Here is a 24,560-nt window from a genome sequence, read left to right on the forward strand (position 1 = left end):
TCACGGCTTCCCGGTGTGTTCCCGGTGTTTGCACCCCGGCCAGCAACACGGCCGTCGTTTGCCCTCCTCGAGTTCCTCGCGGGTCCGACGGATCCGCCGGGCCCGGGTGGCCGGCTGCTTGGCGTCCTCGACCCAGCAGATGAACTCGTTGCGGGCCAGCACCGTGATGTCACACCAGGCGGCCAGCACCGCCGGATCGGTCAGCAACTCGGCGCGCAGATCTTCGGGCAGTTCGTGGACGACGCCTCCGGGTACCTGCTCTCCAGTCACAGTCCCAGGGTAGGTGCGGTGGTGTCGGATGCGGCGCTACCCGCGGATGAGCTCGGAGATCGCCCAGCTCACCAGGGACAGCACGATGGCACCCCAGATCGCCTGCCACCAGAACGGGTATACGTGCAGTCCCCAATGGGTGGTGTTGTCGGTGATCCACGAGGTGATCCACAGCATCAGCGCGTTGATCACCACGTGCACCAGACCCAGCGTCAGGATGTACAGCGGAATCGCCAGCACCTGCACGATCGGTTTGATCACCGCGTTGACCAGCCCGAACAGCACGGCCACCACGAAGATGATGCCGATGCGCTTGAGCGTGTCGCCCTCGCCGCCGACGATTTTCACGCCCGGAACGATCAACGTCACGACCCAGAGTGCGAACCCCACCAGCGACGTGCGGATCAGGAATGCGGTCATGGGTTCATCATGGCACCGACGTGGCGCGGCCGACATTTTTTGCTGCCGGAATCGCCGGTCACCGTTGTCATTGCGACGGCCGTCACGTGTCAGCAAGGTCACGTCGATGTAGTTTCACCGACGAATGTGCTGTTCGGCGCGCTGATCGCGGGAAATCGGCGGCGTGGCGCAGTTGCGAAATCCCCCCCGATCCGTGGCTCGGCGGACTAATGTCGGGGATTGGCTGTGCAAACACTGCAACCGAATCTTTTGGAGGATATGGATGAGCGGCTACAAGACCGTGCTGGTCGGCACGGACGGCTCGGACTCGTCGCTGAAGGCCGTCGACCGCGCGGGTTCGCTCGCCTCGGGGCCCGACGCCAAGGTCGTCGTGGCCACCGCCTACTTCCCGTCGCACGAGGACTCCCGCGCCGCCGACATCCTCAAGGACGAGGGCTACAAGATGGCCGGCAACGCACCGATCTACGCGATCCTGCAGGAGGCCAGCGAGCGGGCGAAGGCCGCCGGTGCGACCAACGTCGTCGAGCGCGCCATCGTCGGCGCCCCGGTCGACGCCCTGGTCGAACTGTCGGAGGAGATCGACGCCGACCTGCTGATCATCGGCAACGTGGGCCTGAGCACCATCGCCGGGCGGCTGCTGGGCTCGGTGCCGGCGAACGTGGCCCGCAAGGCCAAGTGCGACGTCCTGATCGTCCACACCACCAACTGAAGACCGCGCAACGCCCCGCCTCCCACAAGGACCGGCGGGGCGTTGTCATGCCCGGAACATCCGCGCGTGGCGCCGGGATCGACGCGGTGGCCACCGGCGGCTACCAGCCGCGGGCCCGCCACTCGGCCAGATGCGGCCGCTCGGCGCCCAGCGTGGTGTCATCGCCGTGCCCCGGGTAGATCACCGCGTCGTCGTCGTAGCGGTCGAACAGCTTGGTCGAGACGTCACCGAGCAGCCGCTCGAAGTCCCCGTCGGCCCAGGTTTTGCCCACCCCGCCCGGGAAAAGGCAATCGCCGGAAAAGATCTGGGTGACTCCGCCGGTGGCGTCGCCGTCGAGCGCCAGGGCGATCGAGCCCTCGGTGTGGCCGCGCAGGTGGATGGCGGTGAAGTGCAGGTCACCGATGTCGATGGTGTCGCCGTCGGCGATGAGGCGGTCCGGTCGCACCGGCAGCGGATCGGCGTCCAACTCGTGCGAGGCCGTCGGGGCGCCGGTCATCTCGGCGATCGGAACCAGTGCCTGCCAGTGGTCCAGGTGCTGGTGGCTGGTCAAGATCAGCGCGACGTCGGGGGTGTGCTCGGTGATCAGCTGGGCGAGCGTATCGGCGTCGTTGGCGGCGTCGATGAGCAATGTCTTTCCGGTGTTGGTGCAGGTCACCAGGTAGGCGTTGTTGTCCATCGGGCCGACCGACGCCTTGATGATGGTGGCGCCGGGCAGCCTGCGCACCGCAGCGGTGCCGGATTCGACGTGGCCGGTGTAGCTCTCCGAGACGACGGTCATGGGCATTGAGATTACTGTGAGCGCGACCTGAGCCGCCGGTAGGTACGTTCCACCTGTCGGTGCCCGGGCATAGCGTGCGGATATGCCGTCGAGCCTGCACGAAGTGGTGGTGGCGCTGATGCGTCAGGTGCCTGGCTTCGCGATGGGACTGGCGAGGAGGGGCGGGAGCTCAGCTGCGCAGAATCTAACGGCGCGGGAGGGGGCACCGGACTTGTCGCTGGCGACACCGACTGAGCAGCGCGCCGACGCGGTGATCACCTTGCATGACGAGACGGGCGCGACGGCGCTCGGGATCGTTGCCGAGGTCCAGTTGGCCCGCGACATACGAAAACCGACCCGCTGGCTGAGCTACCTGGCCTCTTTGCATGTTCGGCTGGGTTGCCCGGTGATCCTGCTGATCATCTGTACCGACGACGCAACCGCGCGATGGGCGGCGGGCTGTGGTGATCTCGGCGGTTCGGTACTGCTGAGGCCGGCGGTTGTGGGCCCGTCCGACATACCGGTTATCACCGATCCCGATATTGCCCGCGCGGACCTGGAGATGGCGATGCTCTCTGCGTTCGTTCATGCCGATGAGCACCGGACGCTCGACGCTGTGTTCGCCGCTTTGACCCCCGATGACGACCGCAGCCCGCTGTACACTGACTTTCTACAGTCAGCGCTGCCGCCGGCCGCCTTGACCCACCTGGAGCACCTCATGACCGCCACCGACTGGCAGTACAAAGGCGAGTTCGCCCGCACCTACTTCGACCAGGGTAAAGCCGAAGCCCTGTTGGCCGTCCTGACCGCCCGGGGAATCACCGTCCCCGATGATGAGCGGGACCGCGTGCGCCGATGCACCGACCCGAACCTACTGGACACCTGGCTGGTCAAGGCGGCCACCGCTACAACCCTCACCGAAGTCTTCGGTTAGCTCTTCGCGGCTCGTTGCTCGCCGCTCGACTTGTCGGTGTCCTCCGGCCCGCCAAGCTCTTCGTGGCTCGTTCCTCGCCGCTCGACTTGTCGGGGCCGCCACCTACGATGGACGCTGGCCTGTTTTCGGCCCGACAAGAATCGGAGAGTGACCGGTGGCTGACCGCCTGATCGTCAAGGGCGCGCGCGAACACAACCTGCGCAGCGTCGACCTTGACCTGCCCCGCGACGCCCTGATCGTCTTCACCGGGCTGTCCGGCTCGGGCAAGTCCTCGCTGGCGTTCGACACCATTTTCGCCGAGGGCCAGCGCCGGTATGTGGAGTCGCTGTCGGCCTACGCGCGCCAGTTCCTCGGCCAGATGGACAAGCCCGACGTCGACTTCATCGAGGGCCTGTCACCGGCGGTGTCCATCGACCAGAAGTCCACCAACCGCAACCCGCGCTCGACGGTCGGCACCATCACCGAGGTCTACGACTACCTGCGCCTGCTCTACGCCCGCGCCGGATCGCCGCACTGCCCGGTGTGCGGCGAAAAGATCGCCCGGCAGACCCCGCAGCAGATCGTCGACCAGGTGCTCGCGATGGACGAGGGCCTGCGCTTCCAGGTGCTGGCACCCGTCGTCCGCACCCGCAAGGGCGAGTTCGTCGACCTCTTCGACAAGCTCAACTCCCAGGGCTACAGCCGCGCCCGGGTGGACGGCGTCGTCTATCCGCTCACCGACCCGCCGAAACTGAAGAAACAGGAGAAGCACGATATCGAGGTGGTCGTCGATCGCCTGACCGTCAAGGCGAGCTCCAAGCAGCGGCTCACCGACTCGGTGGAGACCGCGCTGAACCTCGCCGACGGCATCGTGGTGCTGGAATTCGTCGACCGCGAAGACGACCACCCGCACCGCGAACAGCGGTTCTCCGAGAAGCTGGCCTGCCCCAACGGGCACCCGCTGGCCGTCGACGACCTGGAGCCGCGGTCGTTCTCCTTCAACTCGCCCTACGGCGCCTGCCCGGAGTGCACCGGCCTGGGTATCCGCAAGGAGGTCGATCCCGACCTGGTGGTGCCCGATCCGGAACTGACGCTCGCCGAGGGTGCCGTCGCACCGTGGTCCATGGGCCACACCGCCGAGTACTTCACCCGGATGATGGCCGGGCTGGGGGAGTCGATGGGCTTCGACGTCGACACCCCGTGGCGCAAACTGCCGGCCAAGGCCCGCAACGCCATCCTCAACGGCTGCGACGAGCAGGTCCACGTCCGCTACAAGAACCGCTACGGCCGCACCCGCTCCTACTACGCCGACTTCGAAGGCGTGCTGGCGTACCTGCAGCGCCGGATGGAGCAGACCGAATCCGAGCAGATGAAGGAACGGCTCGAAGGCTTCATGCGCGACGTGCCCTGCCCCGAGTGCAACGGCACCCGGCTCAAGCCGGAGATCCTGGCGGTCACCCTGGCCGCCGGTGACCTGGGCGCCATGTCCATCGCCGAGGTCTGTGCGCTGTCCATCGCCGACTGCTCGAACTTCCTCAACGCCCTGACCCTGGGCCCGCGCGAGCAGGCCATCGCCGGGCAGGTGCTCAAGGAGGTGCAGTCACGGCTGGGATTCCTGCTCGACGTCGGCCTGGAGTACCTGTCGCTGGAGCGCGCGGCGGGCACCCTCTCCGGTGGTGAGGCCCAACGCATCCGGCTCGCCACCCAGATCGGCTCCGGTCTGGTCGGGGTGCTGTACGTGCTCGACGAGCCGTCCATCGGCCTGCACCAGCGGGACAACCGGCGGTTGATCGAGACGCTGACGCGGCTGCGTGACCTCGGCAACACCCTCATCGTCGTCGAGCACGACGAGGACACCATCGCCTCCTCGGACTGGGTCGTCGACATCGGGCCGGCCGCCGGCGAACACGGCGGCACCGTCGTGCACAGCGGCCCGTACGACGAGCTGCTGACCAACCCCGCCTCCATCACCGGCGCGTACCTGGCCGGACGGGAAAGCATCGAGGTCCCGATGGTGCGGCGCCCGGTGGACCATTCCCGGGTGCTGACCGTCGTCGGGGCCCGCGAGCACAACCTGCGCGACATCGACGTCTCGTTCCCCCTCGGTGTGCTGACCGCGGTCACCGGCGTGTCCGGGTCGGGCAAATCGACCCTGGTCAACGACATCCTGGCGACGGTGCTGGCCAACAAGCTCAACGGCGCCCGGATGGTGCCCGGCCGGCACACCCGGATCAACGGTCTCAACGAGGTGGACAAGCTGGTGCGGGTCGACCAGTCGCCCATCGGGCGCACCCCGCGGTCGAACGCCGCCACCTACACCGGGGTGTTCGACAAGATCCGCACCCTGTTCGCGGCGACCACCGAGGCCAAGGTGCGCGGCTACCAACCCGGCCGGTTCTCCTTCAACGTCAAGGGCGGACGCTGCGAGGCCTGCTCGGGTGACGGCACGCTCAAGATCGAGATGAACTTCCTGCCCGACGTGTACGTGCCGTGCGAGGTGTGCCACGGCGCCCGGTACAACCGGGAAACCCTCGAGGTGCACTACAAGGGCAAGACCATCGCCGAGGTGCTGGATCTGTCCATCGAGGAGGCCACCGAGTTCTTCGAACCGATCAGCTCCATCCACCGCTACCTCAAGACCCTGCTCGACGTTGGCCTGGGCTACGTGCGCCTCGGGCAACCCGCGCCGACGCTGTCCGGCGGCGAGGCCCAACGCGTGAAACTGGCCGCCGAGCTGCAGAAACGGTCCACCGGCCGCACGGTGTACATCCTCGACGAGCCGACCACGGGTCTGCACTTCGAGGACATCCGCAAGCTGTTGAAGGTGATCAACGGGCTGGTCGACAAGGGCAACACGGTGATCGTCATCGAGCACAACCTCGACGTCATCAAGACCGCCGACTGGCTCATCGACATGGGCCCCGAGGGTGGATCGGGCGGCGGGATGGTCGTCGCTCAGGGCACCCCGGAGGATGTCGCGGCGGTGCCGGAGAGCTACACCGGCAAGTTCCTGGCCGAGGTGCTCGACGGGCGCGGAGCCCCGGCTCAGCTCACCCGGGCACCGGCGAAGAAGGCCCCGGCCAGGAAAGCCCCCGCCAAGAAGGCCGCCGCGCAGAAGCCGGCTGCGCAGAAGGCTGCCGCCCAGAAAACGACAGCGAAAAAGGCGGCGCCGGCGCGGGCGAAGAAGGTCACCGCGCGCGGCTGAGCGCCCGCCGCAGGTCAGCGCGCGCGAGCCCTCGCGCAGTCGCAGCCGTCCACCGGGACCGTGGGCAGCTCGTCGCAGCGGAACAAGCCGGCCCCGCCGGTGGCATCCGACAGCGCGTCGGCGGCCAGGATCACCGCGGCCGCCGTCCAGGTGGTGCGCTCCACCGGCCAGCGCTTCCCGTCGGCGTAGACCAGCCCGGTCCAATACGAGCCGTCCCGCTCACGCAAGTGCTGCATGTTGGCCAGCAGCTCGGTGGCCCGGTCGACATCGCCGATGGCCTGCAGCGTGAGGGCCAGCTCGCAGGTCTCGGCGCCGGTCACCCAGGGCCGGTCGTCGACGCAGCGGATACCCAGGCCCTCGACGACGAACTCCGACCAGCGGTCGGTGATTCGTTCCTCGGCCGCCGCGCCGCGCAGCGCACCGCCGAGCACCGGGTAGTACCAGTCCATCGAATGGTGCGGCTTCTCGGTGAACAGCTCCGGGTGATCGGTCAGCGCGTGGCCGAGTCGGCCGGCGGCCAGCTCCCAGTCCGGCTGGGATTCGCCGAGCGTGTCCGCCAGTGCCAAGGCGCAGCGCAGGCTGTGCTGGATGCTGGCGCTGCCGGTGACCAGGGCCTCCGGGATGGGGCCGGAAACCGAATGTGCCCAGCAGATCTCGCCGCCCGGGCGCTGTAGATCGAGCACGAAGTCGATGGCGCGCCGTACCGTGGGCCACATGGTCGCCGCGAAATCGCGATCACCGGTGACCAACAGGTGGTGCCACACCCCGGCGGCGATATAGGCGCAGAAGTTGGTGTCGCTGTGCGGGTCCTCGACGACGTCGCCGCGCAGCTGAATCGGCCACGACCCGTCCGGCCGCTGGGTACGTCGCGACCACTCGTAGGCCGCGCGCGCGGCGTCGAGCCGGCCCGCTGCCGTCAGGGCCATCGCACATTCGACGTGATCCCACGGGTCGGTGTGCCCGCCGGCCGACCAGGGGATCGCGCCGGACCGATGCTGCACCGCGACAATGGAATCGGCGGTGTCGCGGCACTGCTGCGCGGAGAGGATCCCGGGGACCGACGGGGTGTCAGGAAGCACCGTCGGTCCCTGGCGCGGCTGGTTTGCGGAAGTACAGGGCGACACTCTTTCCGATCAGCGGATTGAGCGCGGTCTCGGCGACCCGGGTGGCCAGCGGCGCGGACATCATGTCCCATACCAGCAGCCGATGGTAGGCGGTCACCGCGGGGTGCTCGTTATTCTCCACTCCCACAGCGCATTTCAGCCACCAGTAGGGGGAGTGCAGAGCGTGCGCGTGATGGGTGTGGGTGCAGGCCAGCCCCCGGGCGGTGATCTTGTCCCGCAGTGCGTCGGCGCGGTAGATCCGGACGTGGCCGCCCTCGTTGGCGTGATAGTCGTCGGAGAGCAGCCAGCACAAGCGCTCCGGCAGCCAGCGGGGCACCGTCACCGCCAGCAGCCCGCCGGGGCGCAGTACCCGGACCAGCTCGTCGATGGCCGCGTCGTCGGCGGGGACGTGCTCGAGGATCTCCGAGGCGATCACGACGTCGAAGTGCCCGTCGGGGTAGGGCAGTGCCAGGGCGTCACCGGCCACCGCCTGCGCCTGCGCACTCGCCGGGGCCTCCCCGACATCGGCCATCGCCCCGAACATCGTTGCCACACCGGCCAGCTCGGCCTCGTCCTGGTCGAACGCGACGATGTCGGCGCCCCGGCGGTAGGCTTCGAAGCTGTGCCGGCCCGCGCCGCAGCCGACGTCGATGACCCGCATGCCGGGCCCGATGCCCAGCCGGTCGAAGTCGACGGTCAGCATGGGGCGCACCGGTCCATGGCCCGCCGGTACACGGCGGCGGTTGCAGCGGCCACCGCCGGCCAGGAGAACACCTCGACTGCGCGTTTGCGGCCCGCCGCCCCCATCCGCTGGCGCCGCGCGGGGGAGTCCAGCAGCTCACCGAGGTTGTAGGTGAGTTCCTCGATGTCGCCCGGGGCCACCAGCACCGCGCAGTCGCCGGGCGTGCCGAGCACCTCCGGGAGGGCACCGGCACGGCTGGCGACGATCGGGGTTCCGCTGGCCATCGCCTCCACCGCGGGCAGCGAGAACCCTTCGTAAAGGGAAGGGATGCAGGCGATTTCCGCGGATGACAGCAACCCGGCGAGTTCGTCGTCGGACAGGCCGCTGGAGATCCGCACCACGTCGGAGATACCGAGCTCGGCGATCAGCTTCTCGGTGGGCCCGCCGTTCTCCAGCTTGGCCACCAGTTGCAGCTCCACCTGGCGGTGGCTGCGCAGCTTGGCCACCGCGTGCAGCAGATTCGACACGCCCTTGAGCGGCACGTCGGCACTGGCGATGGCGATGATCCGCCCCCGGACCCGGGGCTGATCACCCGGGGCGAACAGCCGGGTGTCCACGCCGAGGGGTACCACCTGGAGTTGGTCGCGCCCGACGCCGAAATCCTCGGCGATGTCGTCGGCCGAGGCGGTGGACACCGTGAGCAGGTCGGGGATCTGGCGGGCGACTTTCTTCTGCATCTCGGCGAAGCCGTACCAGCGGTGCACCAGCGGTTTGCGCCACCACCGTGCTGCGGCCAGGTCGACCACCCGGTCCCGGGTGATCGGGTGATGCACGGTGGCCACCACCGGCAGGCCCGCGCGCGCGATGCGCAGCAGCCCGGTGCCCAGGCACTGGTTGTCGTGCACGACGTCGAAATCCGCGCGCCGGTCGGCCAGCAGCCGGGCCGCCCGCAGGCTGAACGTGCGGGGTTCGGGGAAGCCGGCCGTCCACATGGTGGCCAGCTCCAGGGCGTCGATGGGGGTCCTGATCTCGCTGGGCCGCGGAGTCCGGAACGGATCCGGCTCGCGGTAGAGGTCCAGGCTGGCGACGGTGGTGAGCCGCACGCGCGGATCCAGGCCCTCCGGATAAGGCGGCCCGGAGAACACCTCGACGTGGTGTCCGAGGTCGACCAGCCCGCGGGACAGGTGCCGCACGTAGACGCCCTGGCCACCACAGTGGGTCTTGCTGCGATACGACAGCAAGGCGATGCGCAGCGCGTCCTCCGGGCGCGCGCCAACCCCCTTGGCAGAATTTCTGGACATGTGTCCAGACTTTAGTTCGATCACCGGGGCGATGCAACGCCGAGCCCCCGGCCTGCGACGCGATACGGTGACGGGGTGAGTGTCCCCGCGCCGGCCGAGCTGCTGGCCGTCGTCGAACAGTCTCCCGCGTTCGCCGCTGCGCACGATCGCAGCGGCTGGGTGAACCTGTTCAGCGACGACGGCAGCGTCGAGGATCCGGTCGGATCGCGGCGCCACACCGGGCACGCCGCGATCGGGCGGTTCTACGACACGTTCATCGGGCCGCGCGACATCGTCTTTCACCGCGACCTCGACATCGTGGCCGGATCCACCGTGCTGCGCAGCCTGACGCTGCAGGTGGGCATGGGCGGCGGGGTCACCATGGAAATCCCCGCCTACCTGCGCTATGTCGTCGTCGAGTCCACCGGCGAGCCGAAGATCGCCGAGCTGCAGGCGTTCTGGGAGCTGCCGGCAATGGTGTGGCAGTTCGCCAGCAACGGCATCGCCGCGCTCGGGCCCGGACTCCGACTGACCCGCGCGCTGCTGACCAATCAGAATCCCGTCGGCGCCCTCGGTTTTGCCGCCGGAGCCCGACGTCCCGGAGCCCGGCAGCGCGCCGCGCTGAACACCCTGACGACGGCGCTGACCCGCGGCGACGAGCTGGCCGTCCGCCGGATCCTCGGCCGCGGGGTCGCGGTGAACCTCGGCGATGACACCGCGGTCAGCGCCGACGGGATCGGTGCGCTGCTGCGCGGGGCGACCTGGACCAAACACATCGCCGCCGGCCGCTATATCGCCGTCGCCGTCCGCACCGACACCGCCCGGGGTGTGCTGATCGCCGAGTTCGGCGCCGGGGCGCAGGTCGTCGGGCTGCGGTATTTCACGCCCAGCTGACTGCGGTCGCTCCCACCTCGCCGACCGTGGTGCTTACTGGCGTGCCGAGTTGATTCCGGCCCACGTTCGACCCGACTAGAGCCGCTTGCGGCGGTAGAGCGTGCCCAGCGCCAGCAGCACCAGGCTCACCACCAGGATCGCGGTGGCCAGCACGTTGATCTGCGGCGGCACGGCGGCCTTCACCGCGGCGTTGACATACAGCGGATAGGTGACCGTCGACCCGCTGACGAAGTAGGTGATGATGAAGTCATCCAGCGACAGGGCGAAGGACAGCATCGCCGCGGCCACCACACCGGGTACGACCATCGGCAGCGTCACGGTGGCGAAGGTGCGAACCGGGCCCGCACCCAGATCCAGCGCCGCGTCCTCCAGCGACCAGTCGATACCGCGGGCTCGCGCGCGCACCGTCATCGCGATGAAGCTGATCTCGAAGGCGACGTGCGCGATGACGATGGTGACCGGCCCCGATGCCCAGCCCAGATCCAGAAACAACGTCAACAACGACGCGCCCATCACCACTTCCGGCGCGGTCAACGGCAGCACCAGCAGGGTTTCCACCAGCGAGCTGCCCCGAAAACGCCGCCGCGCCATGGCGATCGCCATCAGCGACCCCAGCACCAGCGCAATCGCCGTCGATATCCCGGCGACCAGCAGGCTCATCTTCAGCGCCTCGGTCAGCGCCGGATACTTGAACGGGTCGGCCCAGTTGTCCAGGGTGAAGCCCTGCCAGGTGTAGTTGAACTTGCCCGACGGCGCGTTGAACGAGAACGCCACGATCACGAAGATCGGGGTGAAGATGAACAGCAGCACCAACGCCGCACTGACCCGCAGCGCCAGCGTGCCCAGCCCCCTCACACCAGGTCCTTGGTGCCCAGCGCCCGGGTGTAGAGCAGCACCCCGGCCAGAATCGAGGCCATCAGCACGAAGCTCAGTGCGGCGGCCACCGGATAGTCTTTCACCACCAGGAACTGCTTCTGGATGACGTTGCCGATCATGGTGGTTCGCGGTGAACCCAGGTAGTCGGCGTTGATGAAGTCACCGACGGCGGGGATGAACACCAGCAGACTGCCGGCGACGATCCCGGGCATCGACAGCGGCAGGACCACTTTGCCGAACACCCGCGGCCCGGTCGAATACAGATCGCGCGCGGCATCGAGCAGCCGCACGTCGATCTTCTCCAGGCTGGCATACAGCGGCAGCACCATGAACGTCATCGAGTTGTACACCAGGCCGCCGATCACCGCCCAGCTCGTGGAGAGCAGCCGGCCCTCCGAGGGCAACAACCCGACGCTGCCCAGAGCGCCCACCACAAACCCGTCGTCGGCGAGGATGGTCTTCCAGGCCAGGGTGCGGATCAGGAACGTGACGAAGAACGGCAGCACCACCAGGCCCAGCAGCAGGTTCTTGTACCGTCCGGCCTTGAACGCGATGGTGTAGGCCAGCGGGTAGCTCAGCAGCAGCGAGATCACCGTCGCGGCCAGCGCATAGCCCAGCGAGCGCATGATCTGTTCGGAGTAGGTGTCCAGGGCGCGTGTGTAGTTGTCGAACTGCCACGAAAACGTCAGCGTCGGAAGGAAAACCGATCCAGAGCTGGTCGACAGCGAGGTGCGCAGCAGGGAGAACATCGGCACCGCGAAGAACACCGTCAGGTAGATCAGCGCCGGGGCGATCATCAGATACGGCGCGAACCGGCTACCGCGGCGGGCGGTGCCGGTGGCGATACCGGCCACCTCAGCCGCCGGTTACCGCGGCATAGGCGGTGTTGTATTCCTGGGTCTGCTCGTCGGTCAGCGCCGCCCAGCTGACCAGCCGGTCACGCACCTGCTGGCTGGGGTTGATCAACGGGTTGGCCGACAACTTCGGATCGACCTTGTCCAGCGCACCGGTCATATCGGAGAGCACCGGCACCGACGGGTTCATCTCGATGATCTTGGCGTAATTGTCGCGATCGTAGATGTAGTTGATCCACACCTCGGCGGCCTTCTGGTTGGCCGTGGTGTACGGGATCACCATGGTGTCGGTGTACCACATCCCGCCGGTGTCCGGGATGATGAATTCCAGGTTCGGGTTGTCCCCGCCGAGTCCGGCGATGTCACCCGAATACGCCTGGGCGACAACCACATTGCCGGAGGCCAGATCGTCGAGGTAGTCGTTGCCGGTGAACCGGCGGATCTGCCCGTTGTCCTTCTGCTCCCGGATGGCGTCGACGGCCTGCTGCACGGTCACCGTCGACGGGTTGGCGGGGGAGTTGCCCTGGGACTGCATGACCATCCCGACGCCGTCCTGCATGTCGGCCAGCATGGTCACCCGGCCGCGGAACGCCGGGTCCCACAGGTCGGAGACGGAGGTGATCGGGCGTTTGGTGGCAGCCTTGTTGTAGGCCAGTCCCACCATCCCGGTCAGATACGGCGCGATGTGCGTGCGGCCCGGGTCCGCGGGACTGTTGATCAGGTCGGCGCGCAGGTTGGCCAGGTTCGGCACCCGCTCGCGGTTGATCTGGTTGAGCCAGCCCAGGTTCATCAGCCGCAGCGCCATGAACTCGGTGGGCACCACCAGGTCGGCGCCGATGTCGCGGTGGGCGGCCAGGTCCGCCTTGTACTTGGAGAACCACACCTCGTTGTCGTTGAAGTCCTCGCGGTACTGCACCTGCAGGCCGGTGGCGTGCTGGAAGGCGTCGACGAACCCGGCCGGCATGTAGTTCGGCCAGTTCGACACCCGCAGCAGCCCGGCGGCCGGGGTGCCGTCGTCGGGCACCACGGTGTTGGCGGTCCCCGCGGGGGTCTTGTTGTCGGAGCTGCAGGCACTGAGCAGCGACGGGCCCAGAGCGGCGGCGGCGATCGCCGCGGCGCCACCGCCGAGGAAGGAGCGACGTGACGCCGGCCGTCGGGACGACTGATCAACCATGGCGGTGGGCCTTTCTCGGCGGGGTCACACGGGTCATCGGGGCGCCTCGGGGACGCCGGGCAGGATCAGTGCGGCTTCGGGCGCCCAGCCGATATGGACCGGGTCGCCCGGGCGCAACAGCGGCAGCTGTTGATCGGGACCGACATGCGCGACGACGGGTGATCGGTCGCCGGCGGCCAGCGCCAACCGCACCACCGGGCCCTGGAACGCCAGGTCGACGACGGTGGCCGGGACCGGATGCGCGGGATCACCGGACTCCGACACCCGCACCCGCTCGGGGCGAACCATCAGCGTGGCGGGCCCGTCGGGCACCGCGCGGCCGGCGACCGTCGCAGCCAGTGCGGTTCCCCAGGGCGCCGGCCACAGGTTGGCCTGCCCGATGAACCCGGCGACGAACACCGACGCGGGCCGCTCGTAGATGTCGGTGGGGGTGCCGATCTGCTCGATCCGGCCGCCGTTCATCACGGCGATCCGGTCGCTCATGGTCAGCGCCTCTTCCTGGTCGTGCGTGACGTAGACGAAGGTGATGCCGAGCTCACGCTGTATCCGCTTGAGTTCGAACTGCATCTCGTGGCGCAGTTTGAGATCGAGCGCGCCCAGCGGCTCGTCGAGCAGCAGCGCGGTCGGATAGTTGACCAGCGCCCGGGCCAGCGCGACGCGCTGCTGCTGGCCGCCGGACAGATGTCCCGGACGGTGACCGGCGTACTCGGTGAGCTGCACGACGTCGAGCATCTCGTCGACGCGGCGGCGGATCTGCGCCTTGTCCAGGCCCTGGCTGCGCGGCCCGTAGGCGACGTTCTTCCACACCGTCATGTGCGGGAAGAGGGCGTAGTGCTGGAAGACGGTGTTGACGTTCCGCCTGTGCGGCGGCACATGGGAGACGTCGCGGCCGTCGAGACGAACGGATCCCCCGGTGGGGCTGTCGAATCCGGCGATCATCCGCAGCGTGGTCGTCTTGCCGCAGCCGGAGGGCCCCAGCAGCGAAAAGAACTCGCCGGGGCCGATCGACGCGGTGACGTCGTCGACGGCCAGACGCTGCCCGAACCGTTTGCTCAGATGATCGATCTCGATGACCGGCCGGTCTGTCGGCGTGGCCGGGGACTGCGGTGCGGCCGCGCGGGCCTCAGCCCTGTCGGTACTGGTCAGCTCCGGTCCTTTACGCCGTGATGGCCGCCCTGCGTGCGGATGGTCAAAACTGCCCGCCGGCGGTACTCGGCGCCGACGATGCCCAATGGTAGACACCCGCGTCCCGGGATTCTCGCCGAACCGTGGGTGCGCCGCCTCATTTCCCCGGCACCCGCCACACCGGCAACTTCGGGAACGTGTTTTGGTTAACTGTCACCCGGACAGTTGTCCGGCCGTCGTACCTCGTTGAAGCGGGAGTGCCTATCGTGGATATTTCGTTGACCGACCGCAACTATCTGGTCACCGGAGCCGGCAGCGGCATCGGCGCCGGCGTGGCCGAGGCGATCGCGGCCGCCGGCGGCAACGTCATCCTGCTGGGCCGCAATGCCGAGAAGCTGGCGGCCGCGGCCGAGGGGGTCGCCGCCGTCTCCCCGCGCGGAGCCGCCGCGACGCTGGTGCACCCCGCCGACGTGACCGACGAGGACCAGGTGGCCGCCGCCGTCGCCGCCGCTACCGGTTGGCACGGCCGGCTCGACGGCGTGGTCAACTGCGCGGGCGGGTCGGAGACCATCGGCCCGATCACCCAGATCGATTCGCAGTTGTGGCGCAACACCATCGACCTCAACATCAACGGCACCATGTATCTGGTCAAGCACGCGGGCCGGGAGATGGTGCGCGGCGGCGGCGGGTCCTTCGTCGGGATCTCCTCGATCGCCGCGACCAACACCCATCGCTGGTTCGGCGCCTACGGTGTCGCGAAGCTCGCGATGGATCACCTGATGCAACTGGCCGCCGACGAGCTCGGCCCGTCGCGGGTGCGGTTCAACTCGATCCGGCCCGGGCTGACCCGCACCGAGATGGTCGCCGCGATCTTCGCGATGCCGGAGCTCTCCGAGGACTACCGGGTCAACACCCCGCTGCCGCGGGTCGGTGAGGTGGTCGACATCGCCAACCTCGCCGTGTTCCTGCTGTCGGATCAGGCGGGCTGGATCACCGGGCAGGCCATCAACGTCGACGGCGGCCAGATGCTGCGCCGCGGCCCCGACTTCTCCCCGCTGGTCTCGTTGATGTTCAGCGAGGACGCCCTGCGCGGTGTGGTGGAGTAGCGCGCAGTCATGGCCGGACGCAGGGACAAGATCTTCTACTTCACCGCCGACGGGGACGCCTTCGCGCCCACCGGATTCGCCCGTAGCCACTGGGGCCCGGACCATCTCAACGGCCCGGCGATCGTCGGCCTGGCCGCCCGCGAACTCGAACGCCGGCACGGCAGCCCGGACTTTCGACCGGCCCGACTGACCGTCGACCTGTTCCGCGCCGCGCGGGAACGGCCCACCACCGTGCGCACGGCGCTGGTGCGCGACGGCCACCGGGTCCGCAACGCCACCTGCGAGGTCATCCAGGACGACACCGTCGTTGCCGCGGCCACCCTGGTGCTGTTCCGGCATTCCGTATCCCCACCGGGACAGCTCTGGTCGGCCGAGCAGCGGTTCGATCCGCCCGTCGCGCCGGTGTTCTCCCCGGACTCGCTGCGCCCGTACACCAACAGTGCCGACGCCGGCTGGACCGACACCGTGTCCGCGCACCAGAACGCCTCGCGCAAGGCGTTTTTCAACCACAGCATCGATGTGGTCGGCGGACACCGCAACACCGCGTTCGTCAACGCCGCCGTGCTGGCCGAGGCCACCAGCCTGGTCACCAACATGGGCACCGCCGGGGTGGGCTTCATCAACGGCGACCTGACCGTCGCGCTGGCCCGGATGCCCGTCGACGACTGGATCGGGGTGCAGGCCGATTCGCACGTCGACGCCGACGGGATCGCCGTGGGCACCGCCACCCTCTACGACCGGGCGGGAGCCTTCGGCTCCGGGATGGTCACCGCGATCGCCAACCCGGCCGCCCAGATCGACTTCACCCGATCCGAGTTCGAAGGGTTCCGCATTTGATGGAACCCGCCGCAGGAGCCCGGATCTGGACCGTCGAGGCGTTCACCGGCCGCCGTCCCGCCGGGGCGGGTGACCTGTCGGTGGAAACCCACGGTATCGCACCGATTCCCGAACAGGACCGCTACGGCCGCCCCGGCCGGATGTTCACCGTCTGGTTCGCGCCGCAGATCACCATGACCGGTGTCTTCACCGGCACCCTGGCCATCACGCTGGGTCTGGGCCTGTGGTTGGGCCTGGCCGCCGTCGCGATCGGGACCATCATCGGGTCGCTGCCGGTGGCCTATCTGTGCACCTGGGGGCCGCGGACCGGGACCGCGCAGCTGCCCAACTCCCGGATGGCGTTCGGCCCGCTGGTGGTGCTCCCCGGCGTCTTGCAGTGGCTGTCCTCGATCGCCTGGGACGGCCTGGTGGGACTCTTCGGCGGCGAGGCACTGGCCCTGCTGCTCGGCATCCCCTTCTGGCTCGCCGTGCTGATCGTGCTCAGCGCCCAGGGCATCGTCGGATTCTTCGGCTACGAGGTCATTCACCGGGTCCAGGCGGTACTCACCGTCGTGCTGTTCGCGACGTTCCTCACCCTGGCGATCAAGCTGATCACCGGACACCAGATCAACACCCCGGCCACCGCCGAAGGCGCCGACCTCGCCGGTTCCTTCGTCCTGATGGTCTCCATCTCGCTGAGCCTGGCGATCTCCTGGTCCACCTACGCCGCGGACTTCAGCCGCTACCTGCCGGCCACCACACCGCCGCGGCGGGTCTTCGGGTTCACCTTCGCCGGACTGGTCGGCGCCTATCTGTTCGTCCAGGGCATCGGCATCGCCGGGGCCTCGCTGCTGGGCAACCAGACCGCCGAGGGCGTGCGCACGGTGATGGGTGGCGGACTGCTCGGCGTCATCGCCCTGCTGGCCATCACCCTGGCCTCGATCGGGTCCAGCGCCATGAACGACTACAGCGGCTCCCTGGCGCTGCAGACCATCGGAGTGCGGGTGCGCCGGCCGCTGTCGGCCCTGGTGGTCACCGCCGCCGCGTTCACCCTGATCACCTGGCTGCACGCCAGCGACACCGCGACCCGGTTCACCGACGTGCTGCTGCTGGTCGACTACTGGATCCCGGCGTTCGTCGCGATCGTCATCATCGACTGGCTGCCCCGGATCCGCGGCCGGGCGACGCTGGACCCCACCGTCGAGCACACCGACCGTCGCGACGCCGTCGCCGCCGTGGTGGCCTTCCTGCTGGCCTACGCCGCCTCGGTGCCGTTCATGAACACCACGCTGTGGCACGGTCCGGTGGCGGTCGCCTGGCACGGCGCCGACCTCGCCTACTTCGTGAACTTCGCCGCCGCGGCGCTGCTGTACGGCGGATGGCGGCTGCTCGGCCCGACCCGGGCATGACGCAGCCGGTGACATCGACGGCAAATCCCGCGCGCCACCCCGACGACATGAGACGGTGAACGCACCATGAACGACTTTGAGTACATCAGTTACCAGGAGTGGGGCCGCAGGTTCTTCGAGGTCGCCGTCACCGAGGCGCGGGTGGCCTCGGCCTTCCATGCGATCGCCGGCGACCAGTTCGAGATCGGTCCGATGGCGCAGGGACCCGGCCGTATCGCCAAGGTGCACGCCAAGGTCAAGATCCGCGAACCGCAGGCCACCCGGCACCTGGGTGACCCCATCACCTTCGCCATCCGCATCCCCCTGGAGATCGAGCTGGTCGTCGACCTCCGGCTGGACAAACAGCGCTTCACCGTCGACGGGGAGGTGTCGCTGCGCGCCACCGCACGCGGCGCCGAGCCGCTGCTGCTGATCCTCGACGTGGCCAAGCCGCGTCCGTCGGACATCAGCGTGCACGTCTCCTCGAAGTCGATCCGCGGCGAGATCGTCCGCATCATCGGCGGCGTCGACGCCGAGATCCGTCGCTTCACCGCCGCGCACGTCTGCGACCAGATCGATTCCCCCGAGTCCAAGGCCGCTCAGGTCATCCACGTCGCCGACATGATCGACGAGACCTGGACCGGCATTTAAGGTATTCGGCGTGAGCACTGACACCTGGAAGCTGGGTCCCGACGACGGCACGCTGACCATCCACACCGGCGTGGGCGGCCGCGCCGCGCGGATGGGCCACCGGCTGACCATCGCGATGAACTCCTGGCAGATCGACGTGGACTGGGCCGACGGCGCCCCGGCGCGGGTGGCGCTCGGTGTCGACGTCGACTCGCTGACCGTCGTGACCGGCGAGGGCGGGGTCACCCCGCTGTCCGGTCCGGAGAAGGTGGTGGTGCGGTCCAACGCGCTGAAGGTGCTCGACGCCGGCAAGTTCCCCCGCATCGAGTACGTCGCCGAGGACATCACCGCCGTCGACGGCGGCTACCGGCTGAACGGCACCTTGACCCTGCACGGGGTCGCCAAGCCCGTCGAGGTCGACGTGACGGTTACCGAGGACGGGGACAACTGGCAGCTTGCCAGCCGAACAGAGTTGGCGCAGACCGATTTTCGGCTCAAGCCGTTCTCCATGTTCGTCGGTTCGCTCAAGGTCGCCGACGTGGTGACCGTCGCCGCCGACGTCACCCACGCCAAGCACGGTGGGTGAGCTGAACCGGGCCGCCGTTGCCGCCCTGATCGATCACACCCTGCTCAAACCCGAGGCCACGCCCGCGCAGGTCGACGCTCTGGTCGCCGAGGCCGCCGCACTCGGGGTCTTCTCGGTGTGCGTGTCCCCGAGCATGCTGCCGATCCGCGCGCCGCACGGACTTGCGGTGGCCACCGTCTGCGGATTCCCCTCCGGAGCGCACCAGGCCGGGATCAAGGCCGCCGAGGCCGCCGATTCGGTGGCCCGCGGCGCCGACGAGGTGGACATGGTGATCAACCTCGCCAACGCCGTCACCGGTGACTTCGACGCCGTCCGCGACGAGATCGCATCGGTCCGCCGCGCCTGTCCCGCGCCGGTGCTGCTGAAGGTGATCATCGAATCCGCGGCGCTGACCGATGCGCAGATCGTCGGCTGCTGCCGCGCTGCCGAAGCCGCGGGCGCCGATTTCGTCAAGACCTCCACCGGTTTTCACCCCTCCGGCGGCGCCAGCGTGCACGCCGTCGCCCTGATGGCCGACACCGTTGGCGGACGGCTCGGGGTGAAGGCCTCCGGCGGCATCCGTACCGCCGCCGACGCCCTGGCCATGATCGACGCCGGAGCCACCCGGCTGGGCCTGTCCTCCTCGGCGGCGGTGCTGGCCGGGCTGGCGGAGTGAATCCGGGCGACCTGCCGACCCGGGCCGCCGACTGGGCGGCCCACGACCCGGACCCGACCACCCGCGCCGAGCTCACCGCGCTGATCCGCGCTGCCGGCGCCGGTGAACCCGGTGCCTACGACGATCTCGCCGACCGGTTCCGGGGCCCGCTGGAGTTCGGCACCGCCGGGCTGCGCGGCGCCGTCGGCGCGGGGGAGACCCGGATGAACGTCGCCGTCGTCAGCCGTGCCAGCGCCGGGCTGGCCCGCTACCTGCTCGACGTCGTCGGCCCCGATGCCCGGGTAGTGCTCGGCTGCGACGCCCGCCGCGGCTCCTCGGAGTTCGCGGACGCCGCCGCCGCGGTGCTGGCCGGCGCCGGCGTCACGGTGGTGGCGCTGCCCAAGCGGCTACCCACCCCGCTGGTCGCCTACGCCGTGCGGGCCCTGGACGCCGATGCCGGGGTGATGATCACCGCATCGCACAACCCGGCCGCCGACAACGGCTACAAGGTGTACCTCGGCGGTCGCGCCGTCGCCGACGACAATGCCCGCGGCGTGCAGATCGTCGCGCCCGCCGACACCGAGATCGCCGCCCGGATCGCCGCCGCACCGCCGGCCGATGAACTCCCGCGCGGAGACGCGGTCACCGAGGTGAGCGACGAGCTGCTGGCGTCCTACCTCGACCGGGTCGCCGGTTACCGCACGACGTCCGGCGTTTCTCCCATTCGAGTGGTGCTCACCGCCATGCACGGCGTCGGCGGGCCGACCGCGCTGGCGGCGCTGCACCGCGCCGGGATCACCGACGTGCACCCGGTCACCACCCAGCAGGACCCCGACCCGGACTTCCCGACGGTCCCGTTTCCCAACCCTGAGGAGCCCGGGGCCCTGGATGCCGCAATCGGGCTTGCCGAGCAGGTGAACGCCGACGTCGTCATCGCGCTGGACCCCGACGCGGACCGGTGCGCGGTCGCCGTGCCCGGGCCCGGCGGTTCAGCGAGGCTCGGCGGAGTGGACGCGGGCGGAGCGAGTGGCCGCGGAGCCGAGGGGAAGCTGGGACCGCCGCATGTACCGGGTGGTTGGCGGGTTCTCACCGGAGATGAAACCGGGGCGCTGCTGGGGATCCACGCCGCCACCGACTCGGCCCGCAGCGGCGACACGCTGGCCGCTTCGGTGGTATCCAGCCGGCTGCTGGGCCGCATCGCCGCCGCGCACGGGCTGCGGCACGCCGTCACGCTGACCGGGTTCAAGTGGATCGCCCGGGTGCCCGGGCTGCGTTTCGGCTACGAGGAAGCCATCGGCTACTGCACCGACCCGGCCGCGGTGCGCGACAAGGACGGCATCGGCGCGGCGGTGCGGATGGTGACGCTGGTCGAGGAACTGCGCTCGACCGGCCGCGGACCGCTCGATCTGCTCGACGAGTTGGCTTGCGCCCACGGACTGCACGTCAGCCAGACACTGAGCTTCCGGTTCGACGACCTCGACGAAATCGCGACGACTATGGACCGTTTGCGCCGCAACGGAATTGACGAGTTAGCAGGATCGATGGTGCGGGTGCGTCACGATCTCCTCGAGCCGGTGGCCGCGCGGGAGGTCGACGGTATCGCGGCCCTGGCCGGTCTGCCGCCCACCGACGCGCTGCTGTACCTGACCAACGATGGCGACCGGCTGATCGTCCGCCCGTCGGGCACCGAACCCAAACTCAAGTGCTACCTCGAGGTGGTTCTGTCCTGCGGCGACGAGGTCCCGCACGCAGCGGCCGCGGCCCGGTTGGCCGCGCTCGGCAACGAAGTGCGGGCGCTGCTGAACTGAACTGCTAGCCCGACGATTTCATTGCACGCCGTCTCGATCAGCGTTTCGGTGCACTAACTCTCCGCGAGTCTCAGGACCTGCCCACCGTCGGACGTTCCGTTGGTGACCGTGATGTAGACGGCGCCGGCGGTGTCTACGGCGACGCCGGACGGGTCTTGTTCGATGTGCAGGGCGGCGAGCTCGTCGGTGCCGGCCGTGAGACGCCAGACACGCGAGATCGCGTCGCTGGCATAGACGTTGCCGCCGGAATCGACGGCGACGCCGTTGAGAGTAATGCCGGTGAACACTGGTGTCGGCGTGGTGGTTTCAGGCTTGAGCATCGATAATTGCTCGGCGTTACCTCCGGTCACGTACACAGAGCCAGTGGCGTCCACGGCGATCCCGTTCGGAAAGTCGAGGTCGGGGAAGGGCAACTCGGTGGGGTGGTCAGCGCCGGCGGCGAGTTTGAGTACGCGACCTCGTTGATGTGACGAGATGCGGTCGCGGTCAAAGTCGATCACGAAGACGTTGCCGGCGGTGTCCACCGCGACGCCGCGCGGGCCGTGCAGCTGGCCGAACGGCAGTTCCCTCTGTTGTGCTCCCCAGGCGGGTATGCCGGGCTGGGACACCTTCACGGTGAGGACACCGACGACGGCAGCGACCACGGCTGCGGCAACGGCGACAGCGGCCACGATGGCCAGCGTGCGCCTGGTGCGTCGACGTCCGTGATCTGCATCGGGGCTCGGGGGGGTTGAGGTGGGACGGGGATCGGTGCCGCTGGCGGTCCGAGGATGACTGGTGATGCCGGCGGGCCCGGATGGATCGGGGGTCTCGGCCGTTCCGGTGTCGTTGCAGGTGTCCATTGGGACAGGGGAGCGGCATCGCCCTGGGCGGGTCCGCCCAGGGCGTCCCGGGCGGCGGCCACCAGGTCGTCGGCGGTGGGATACCGAGCGTCGGGGTTCTTTGCCAGTCCGCGGGTGAGGATCTCGTCGAACGCTGCGGGTAGTCCTGCTACGTGCTGGTTTGGGGACGGAACCGGGGCGGTCTGTAACGCTGCGATGAGTCCGGCTAGGCCGTCGGTGACGGAGTAGGGTCGTCCCGGTGAGGCATTCGTAGAGCACACCGGCCAGCGCGTATACCTCGGTGCGTTGGCTGGGTGCCGCCTTCGCCAGCAGTCGCTCCGGCGCCATATACGCCACCTGATCAATGTCGTTCGCGGCTACCGCGACTCCGGCGTCATCGGTGGATGCGGTCGTCAGGTGGGCCGCGCCTTCAGCCGTCAGGATGATCTCGTTGGGCGAGATCGCCGCTCGATACGGGATGCCTTCTGAGTGGCCGGTCGCCAGTTCGCCGGCTATCTGGGTTACCACTGCGACCGCGCGTTCCGGAGCCAGCCGTCCTGACTGCGTCAAAACCGTCCGCAACGTTGTTCCACCGGCTGCGTCGACCACCTTCACCGCCTACTCCGCCCGCAAATACCCTTATCTACCCGGGTGCCACCCTAACCTTCGTGCCTTCGTCGAGACCTGCTGTGGCAGCAAGGACCTCGATATGCGACCCGAACGGGTAACGGACCGCTGGTGCCCGGGAGCCCGGAGGGCCTACCGGCCGGGGTCGTCACTGGTGAAGACCTGATAGAAGTACTCGAGACTGTCGGCGCCGCCGTTGTCGATCCGCTTGAACGCCTTGTTCATTGGGCTTGCATGTGAACGGGTTTCGGGCCGGTAGACACTCAGGGGTTCTTCAGACCAACGGGCATAGGTTCTGGCGTTGTCACGACTATCTACGGTAGTCGGCCCACACCGTGGTGACTGACGGGAATCCTGCGAGCGGCGCTGCCAGGCTCACCCCGGCGACAGAGGAAGGGGCCCTTCGTGTGTCGCCGAAGATGGTGTCGCAACACGCCCCGGCATCCAACTAGACTCGATAACCATGGGTGGCTGGGACTGGTTGTGGATTCCGGCGATGGCGCTGTACCTCGTGGGGTACGTGCTGCTGTTGTCGAGGGCGGCCAATCGCGGGTCGCTGCGGGGACCGGTGAAACTCGCCCTGACGAACATCAGCGTGATCATCCTGCTGTTGCCCTTTTGTCACACGCCCTACAGCTATGGCATCGCGGTCCTCGCTGTGATCAATGTGGTGATCACTTACCGGCTGTATTTGGCACCGGTGCTCGTACCCTGCAAACACGCCGCCGATTCTATCGAATCGTGAACGGGCCCCTATAGCCCTTCCCGCTCCAATGCCTCGTCAACGGCCTCCATGGCGGCCTGCTCGCTCATGCCGTCGGCCCGCGCGCGGCGGTACACCGCCATCATCTCGTCGGCGACCGGCGCGAACCGCGCCTCCCAGTGCGCCGCGTCGTGGCGCCAGTAGCCGGTGATGTCGTAGTCCTCGCGTCCCCAGCCGAGGGAACGAAGATATTTGCGCACCGCGCGGGTCTGGCCGGCCTCCCCGGCGCACCAGCAGTAGCCTTGGCCAACCGGCAGCGCAGTTTCGGCCACCAGGAACGCCAGCCGGCTCGGCTGAATTCCGTTGCCGCCCAATGCTATCTGCAGGGTGTGGTTGGGTCGCGCCGGCAGCAGCGCGAGATCCTCCTCGTCGAGTATCTCCGCGACGACGATCGCCGGGACCTCCGCAGGTAGCTCCTCGAGGATCCGGCACAACGCGGGCAGGCCGGACGCGTCGGCGGCCAGTAACTGCCAGGCCACGCCAGAGCCGGGGGAGTACCAACCGTTGGGGTGATCCAGACGAACCCGGTCACCGGGCGAAGCGGCTTGCGCCCACGCAGTGCCGGGTCCCGTTCCATGCAGGAAGACCTCGATGTCCAGCTTCCGCCCATCCGGATGAACTAGTCGTACCGAGTAGCTGCGCCCGATCTCGTCGCCGAAGTAGACGCCGACGGTCGCATCGGCCACCGTGGGCACGGTCAGCATCTCCGGGTCGTCGACCGCCAGGGTGATCCTGCGGAAACGCGGTGTCGACGCAGCGCTGGCGACCACGACGGCCGGCGAGGAGTTCATCGCAACTGACACTAATCGCGGTGCTGCGACGATTCGGTCAACTCCACTCCGCCGAGTCTCGCCGAACCGCCCGGTTGGTTGCGGGCGCTCCCGGTTTCTCCTCGGCTCGGCTGCTGGTCAAGACCTCAGATCTGCACGTAACTGGTAAATCGAAGGTCGGGTGGATATTGATGTACCAGTTACGTGCGAGATCGGTTGTTTGGTGGGCCGTCGACCTGGGAGTTTCCCCGTGGTTAGCGGCTATGGCCGTTCGTAAGTGGTAAATCAACGCGTCGTCGGGGGTCGAGGTACCAGTTACGTGCACGCTTCGACCGCCGCAGCGGGCAAA

Annotated in this window: 24 protein-coding genes; 12 read left to right on the forward strand and 12 right to left on the reverse strand. The window is 68.6% G+C overall.

The annotated features are described in order from the left end of the window. A complete protein-coding gene (locus G6N16_RS13025; RefSeq protein ID WP_083030990.1) occupies positions 1 to 270 on the reverse strand; it encodes a YdeI/OmpD-associated family protein in 270 nt (89 codons plus the stop codon). 36 nt (positions 271 to 306) lie between these two features. Next, positions 307 to 690 (reverse strand): phage holin family protein, encoded by a 384-nt coding sequence (locus G6N16_RS13030; protein WP_083030989.1) that lies wholly within the window; start codon positions 688 to 690, stop codon positions 307 to 309. 262 nt (positions 691 to 952) lie between these two features. Between G6N16_RS13030 and G6N16_RS13035 the strand changes: the two genes are divergently transcribed. Further along, positions 953 to 1,399, forward strand: coding sequence for a universal stress protein (locus tag G6N16_RS13035; RefSeq protein WP_083030987.1), 447 nt, complete (start codon positions 953 to 955; stop codon positions 1,397 to 1,399). A 100-nt stretch (positions 1,400 to 1,499) separates the two neighbouring features. Here G6N16_RS13035 and G6N16_RS13040 read toward each other — a convergent pair whose 3' ends face one another. Next, positions 1,500 to 2,177, reverse strand: coding sequence for an MBL fold metallo-hydrolase (locus G6N16_RS13040; protein ID WP_083030986.1), 678 nt, complete (start codon positions 2,175 to 2,177; stop codon positions 1,500 to 1,502). 82 nt (positions 2,178 to 2,259) lie between these two features. Here G6N16_RS13040 and G6N16_RS13045 point away from each other — a divergent pair, with 82 nt between their 5' ends. Together G6N16_RS13045 and uvrA are read left to right on the forward strand one after the other, a co-directional pair. Then, complete coding sequence (locus G6N16_RS13045) at positions 2,260 to 3,090, forward strand: hypothetical protein (RefSeq protein ID WP_083030984.1); 831 nt, start codon at positions 2,260 to 2,262, stop codon at positions 3,088 to 3,090. A 154-nt stretch (positions 3,091 to 3,244) separates the two neighbouring features. Continuing rightward, a complete protein-coding gene (uvrA, locus tag G6N16_RS13050) occupies positions 3,245 to 6,274 on the forward strand; it encodes an excinuclease ABC subunit UvrA (protein ID WP_083030983.1) in 3,030 nt (1,009 codons plus the stop codon). Between the two features lie 14 nt (positions 6,275 to 6,288). Here the strand turns inward: uvrA and G6N16_RS13055 are convergent, their stop codons facing one another. The 3 genes from G6N16_RS13055 to G6N16_RS13065 are packed head-to-tail and all read right to left on the reverse strand — an operon-like array spanning position 6,289 to position 9,312. Then, positions 6,289 to 7,353, reverse strand: coding sequence for a prenyltransferase (locus G6N16_RS13055; protein WP_083030981.1), 1,065 nt, complete (start codon positions 7,351 to 7,353; stop codon positions 6,289 to 6,291). Continuing rightward, positions 7,343 to 8,080: a class I SAM-dependent methyltransferase gene (locus G6N16_RS13060; RefSeq protein WP_083030980.1), complete on the reverse strand. Its 738-nt coding sequence runs from the start codon at positions 8,078 to 8,080 to the stop codon at positions 7,343 to 7,345. The genes G6N16_RS13055 and G6N16_RS13060 overlap by 11 nt, the downstream gene beginning before the upstream one ends. Continuing rightward, on the reverse strand, positions 8,074 to 9,312 hold the full coding sequence (locus G6N16_RS13065; protein ID WP_083031008.1) for an MMP alpha-(1->4)-mannosyltransferase: 1,239 nt from the start codon (positions 9,310 to 9,312) through the stop codon (positions 8,074 to 8,076). Before G6N16_RS13065 ends, G6N16_RS13060 begins: the two co-directional genes overlap by 7 nt. 123 nt (positions 9,313 to 9,435) lie before the next feature. On the opposite strand from G6N16_RS13065, the gene G6N16_RS13070 reads away from it, so the two are divergent. Then, a complete protein-coding gene (locus G6N16_RS13070) occupies positions 9,436 to 10,233 on the forward strand; it encodes a ketosteroid isomerase family protein (protein WP_083030978.1) in 798 nt (265 codons plus the stop codon). 75 nt (positions 10,234 to 10,308) lie between these two features. On the opposite strand, the gene G6N16_RS13075 is transcribed toward G6N16_RS13070, so the two are convergent. The 4 genes from G6N16_RS13075 to G6N16_RS13090 are packed head-to-tail and all read right to left on the reverse strand — an operon-like array spanning position 10,309 to position 14,193. After that, positions 10,309 to 11,088 (reverse strand): ABC transporter permease, encoded by a 780-nt coding sequence (locus G6N16_RS13075; protein WP_083030977.1) that lies wholly within the window; start codon positions 11,086 to 11,088, stop codon positions 10,309 to 10,311. Next, positions 11,085 to 11,963 carry an ABC transporter permease gene (locus tag G6N16_RS13080; protein ID WP_083030975.1) on the reverse strand — a complete coding sequence of 293 codons (879 nt, stop codon included), beginning with the start codon at positions 11,961 to 11,963 and terminating at the stop codon, positions 11,085 to 11,087. Before G6N16_RS13080 ends, G6N16_RS13075 begins: the two co-directional genes overlap by 4 nt. Before the next feature lies 1 nt (position 11,964). Continuing rightward, positions 11,965 to 13,137 (reverse strand): polyamine ABC transporter substrate-binding protein, encoded by a 1,173-nt coding sequence (locus G6N16_RS13085; RefSeq protein WP_083030973.1) that lies wholly within the window; start codon positions 13,135 to 13,137, stop codon positions 11,965 to 11,967. Positions 13,138 to 13,170: 33 nt separating this feature from the next. Beyond that, the gene (locus G6N16_RS13090) at positions 13,171 to 14,193 is read right to left on the reverse strand and encodes an ABC transporter ATP-binding protein (RefSeq protein ID WP_083031006.1); all 1,023 of its coding nucleotides are present in this window, start codon (positions 14,191 to 14,193) and stop codon (positions 13,171 to 13,173) included. A gap of 335 nt (positions 14,194 to 14,528) precedes the next feature. On the opposite strand from G6N16_RS13090, the gene G6N16_RS13095 reads away from it, so the two are divergent. The 7 genes from G6N16_RS13095 to G6N16_RS13125 all read left to right on the forward strand — a co-directional run bounded on the left by G6N16_RS13095 (position 14,529) and on the right by G6N16_RS13125 (position 21,230). Then, positions 14,529 to 15,368, forward strand: coding sequence for an SDR family oxidoreductase (locus G6N16_RS13095; protein WP_083030972.1), 840 nt, complete (start codon positions 14,529 to 14,531; stop codon positions 15,366 to 15,368). 9 nt (positions 15,369 to 15,377) lie between these two features. Continuing rightward, positions 15,378 to 16,205, forward strand: a complete 828-nt coding sequence (locus G6N16_RS13100; RefSeq protein WP_083030970.1) for an acyl-CoA thioesterase domain-containing protein — start codon at positions 15,378 to 15,380, stop codon at positions 16,203 to 16,205. Further along, positions 16,205 to 17,593 (forward strand): purine-cytosine permease family protein, encoded by a 1,389-nt coding sequence (locus G6N16_RS13105; protein ID WP_083030969.1) that lies wholly within the window; start codon positions 16,205 to 16,207, stop codon positions 17,591 to 17,593. The genes G6N16_RS13100 and G6N16_RS13105 overlap by 1 nt, the downstream gene beginning before the upstream one ends. A gap of 66 nt (positions 17,594 to 17,659) precedes the next feature. Beyond that, the gene (locus G6N16_RS13110; protein WP_083030967.1) at positions 17,660 to 18,223 is read left to right on the forward strand and encodes a hypothetical protein; all 564 of its coding nucleotides are present in this window, start codon (positions 17,660 to 17,662) and stop codon (positions 18,221 to 18,223) included. 10 nt (positions 18,224 to 18,233) lie between these two features. Next, on the forward strand, positions 18,234 to 18,788 hold the full coding sequence (locus G6N16_RS13115) for a YceI family protein (protein ID WP_083030965.1): 555 nt from the start codon (positions 18,234 to 18,236) through the stop codon (positions 18,786 to 18,788). Position 18,789: 1 nt separating this feature from the next. Beyond that, the gene (deoC, locus tag G6N16_RS13120; protein WP_083031003.1) at positions 18,790 to 19,443 is read left to right on the forward strand and encodes a deoxyribose-phosphate aldolase; all 654 of its coding nucleotides are present in this window, start codon (positions 18,790 to 18,792) and stop codon (positions 19,441 to 19,443) included. Then, positions 19,440 to 21,230: a phospho-sugar mutase gene (locus G6N16_RS13125; RefSeq protein ID WP_110810841.1), complete on the forward strand. Its 1,791-nt coding sequence runs from the start codon at positions 19,440 to 19,442 to the stop codon at positions 21,228 to 21,230. The genes deoC and G6N16_RS13125 overlap by 4 nt, the downstream gene beginning before the upstream one ends. A 53-nt stretch (positions 21,231 to 21,283) precedes the next feature. Here the strand turns inward: G6N16_RS13125 and G6N16_RS13130 are convergent, their stop codons facing one another. Then, a complete protein-coding gene (locus tag G6N16_RS13130) occupies positions 21,284 to 21,901 on the reverse strand; it encodes an NHL repeat-containing protein (protein ID WP_163787877.1) in 618 nt (205 codons plus the stop codon). A gap of 1,240 nt (positions 21,902 to 23,141) precedes the next feature. On the opposite strand from G6N16_RS13130, the gene G6N16_RS13135 reads away from it, so the two are divergent. Then, complete coding sequence (locus tag G6N16_RS13135; RefSeq protein WP_083030962.1) at positions 23,142 to 23,423, forward strand: hypothetical protein; 282 nt, start codon at positions 23,142 to 23,144, stop codon at positions 23,421 to 23,423. Between the two features lie 8 nt (positions 23,424 to 23,431). Here the strand turns inward: G6N16_RS13135 and G6N16_RS13140 are convergent, their stop codons facing one another. After that, entirely contained in the window at positions 23,432 to 24,232 is an 801-nt protein-coding gene (locus G6N16_RS13140) for a siderophore-interacting protein (RefSeq protein ID WP_083030961.1), read from the reverse strand. Between the last annotated feature and the right edge of the window lie 328 nt (positions 24,233 to 24,560).

The sequence above is a fragment of the Mycolicibacterium insubricum genome, from assembly GCF_010731615.1.
GTDB lineage: Bacteria > Actinomycetota > Actinomycetes > Mycobacteriales > Mycobacteriaceae > Mycobacterium > Mycobacterium insubricum.

What these genes read in the sequence shown, in the direction of transcription:
- G6N16_RS13030 (WP_083030989.1), bottom strand. Translation starts at nt 690, where the DNA reads ATGACCGCATTCCTGATCCGCACGTCGCTGGTGGGGTTCGCACTCTGG.
- G6N16_RS13035 (WP_083030987.1), top strand. Translation starts at nt 953, where the DNA reads ATGAGCGGCTACAAGACCGTGCTGGTCGGCACGGACGGCTCGGACTCG.
- G6N16_RS13040 (WP_083030986.1), bottom strand. Translation starts at nt 2,177, where the DNA reads ATGACCGTCGTCTCGGAGAGCTACACCGGCCACGTCGAATCCGGCACC.
- G6N16_RS13045 (WP_083030984.1), top strand. Translation starts at nt 2,260, where the DNA reads ATGCCGTCGAGCCTGCACGAAGTGGTGGTGGCGCTGATGCGTCAGGTG.
- G6N16_RS13060 (WP_083030980.1), bottom strand. Translation starts at nt 8,080, where the DNA reads ATGCTGACCGTCGACTTCGACCGGCTGGGCATCGGGCCCGGCATGCGG.
- G6N16_RS13085 (WP_083030973.1), bottom strand. Translation starts at nt 13,137, where the DNA reads ATGGTTGATCAGTCGTCCCGACGGCCGGCGTCACGTCGCTCCTTCCTC.
- G6N16_RS13100 (WP_083030970.1), top strand. Translation starts at nt 15,378, where the DNA reads ATGGCCGGACGCAGGGACAAGATCTTCTACTTCACCGCCGACGGGGAC.
- G6N16_RS13105 (WP_083030969.1), top strand. Translation starts at nt 16,205, where the DNA reads ATGGAACCCGCCGCAGGAGCCCGGATCTGGACCGTCGAGGCGTTCACC.
- G6N16_RS13110 (WP_083030967.1), top strand. Translation starts at nt 17,660, where the DNA reads ATGAACGACTTTGAGTACATCAGTTACCAGGAGTGGGGCCGCAGGTTC.
- G6N16_RS13135 (WP_083030962.1), top strand. Translation starts at nt 23,142, where the DNA reads ATGGGTGGCTGGGACTGGTTGTGGATTCCGGCGATGGCGCTGTACCTC.
- G6N16_RS13140 (WP_083030961.1), bottom strand. Translation starts at nt 24,232, where the DNA reads ATGAACTCCTCGCCGGCCGTCGTGGTCGCCAGCGCTGCGTCGACACCG.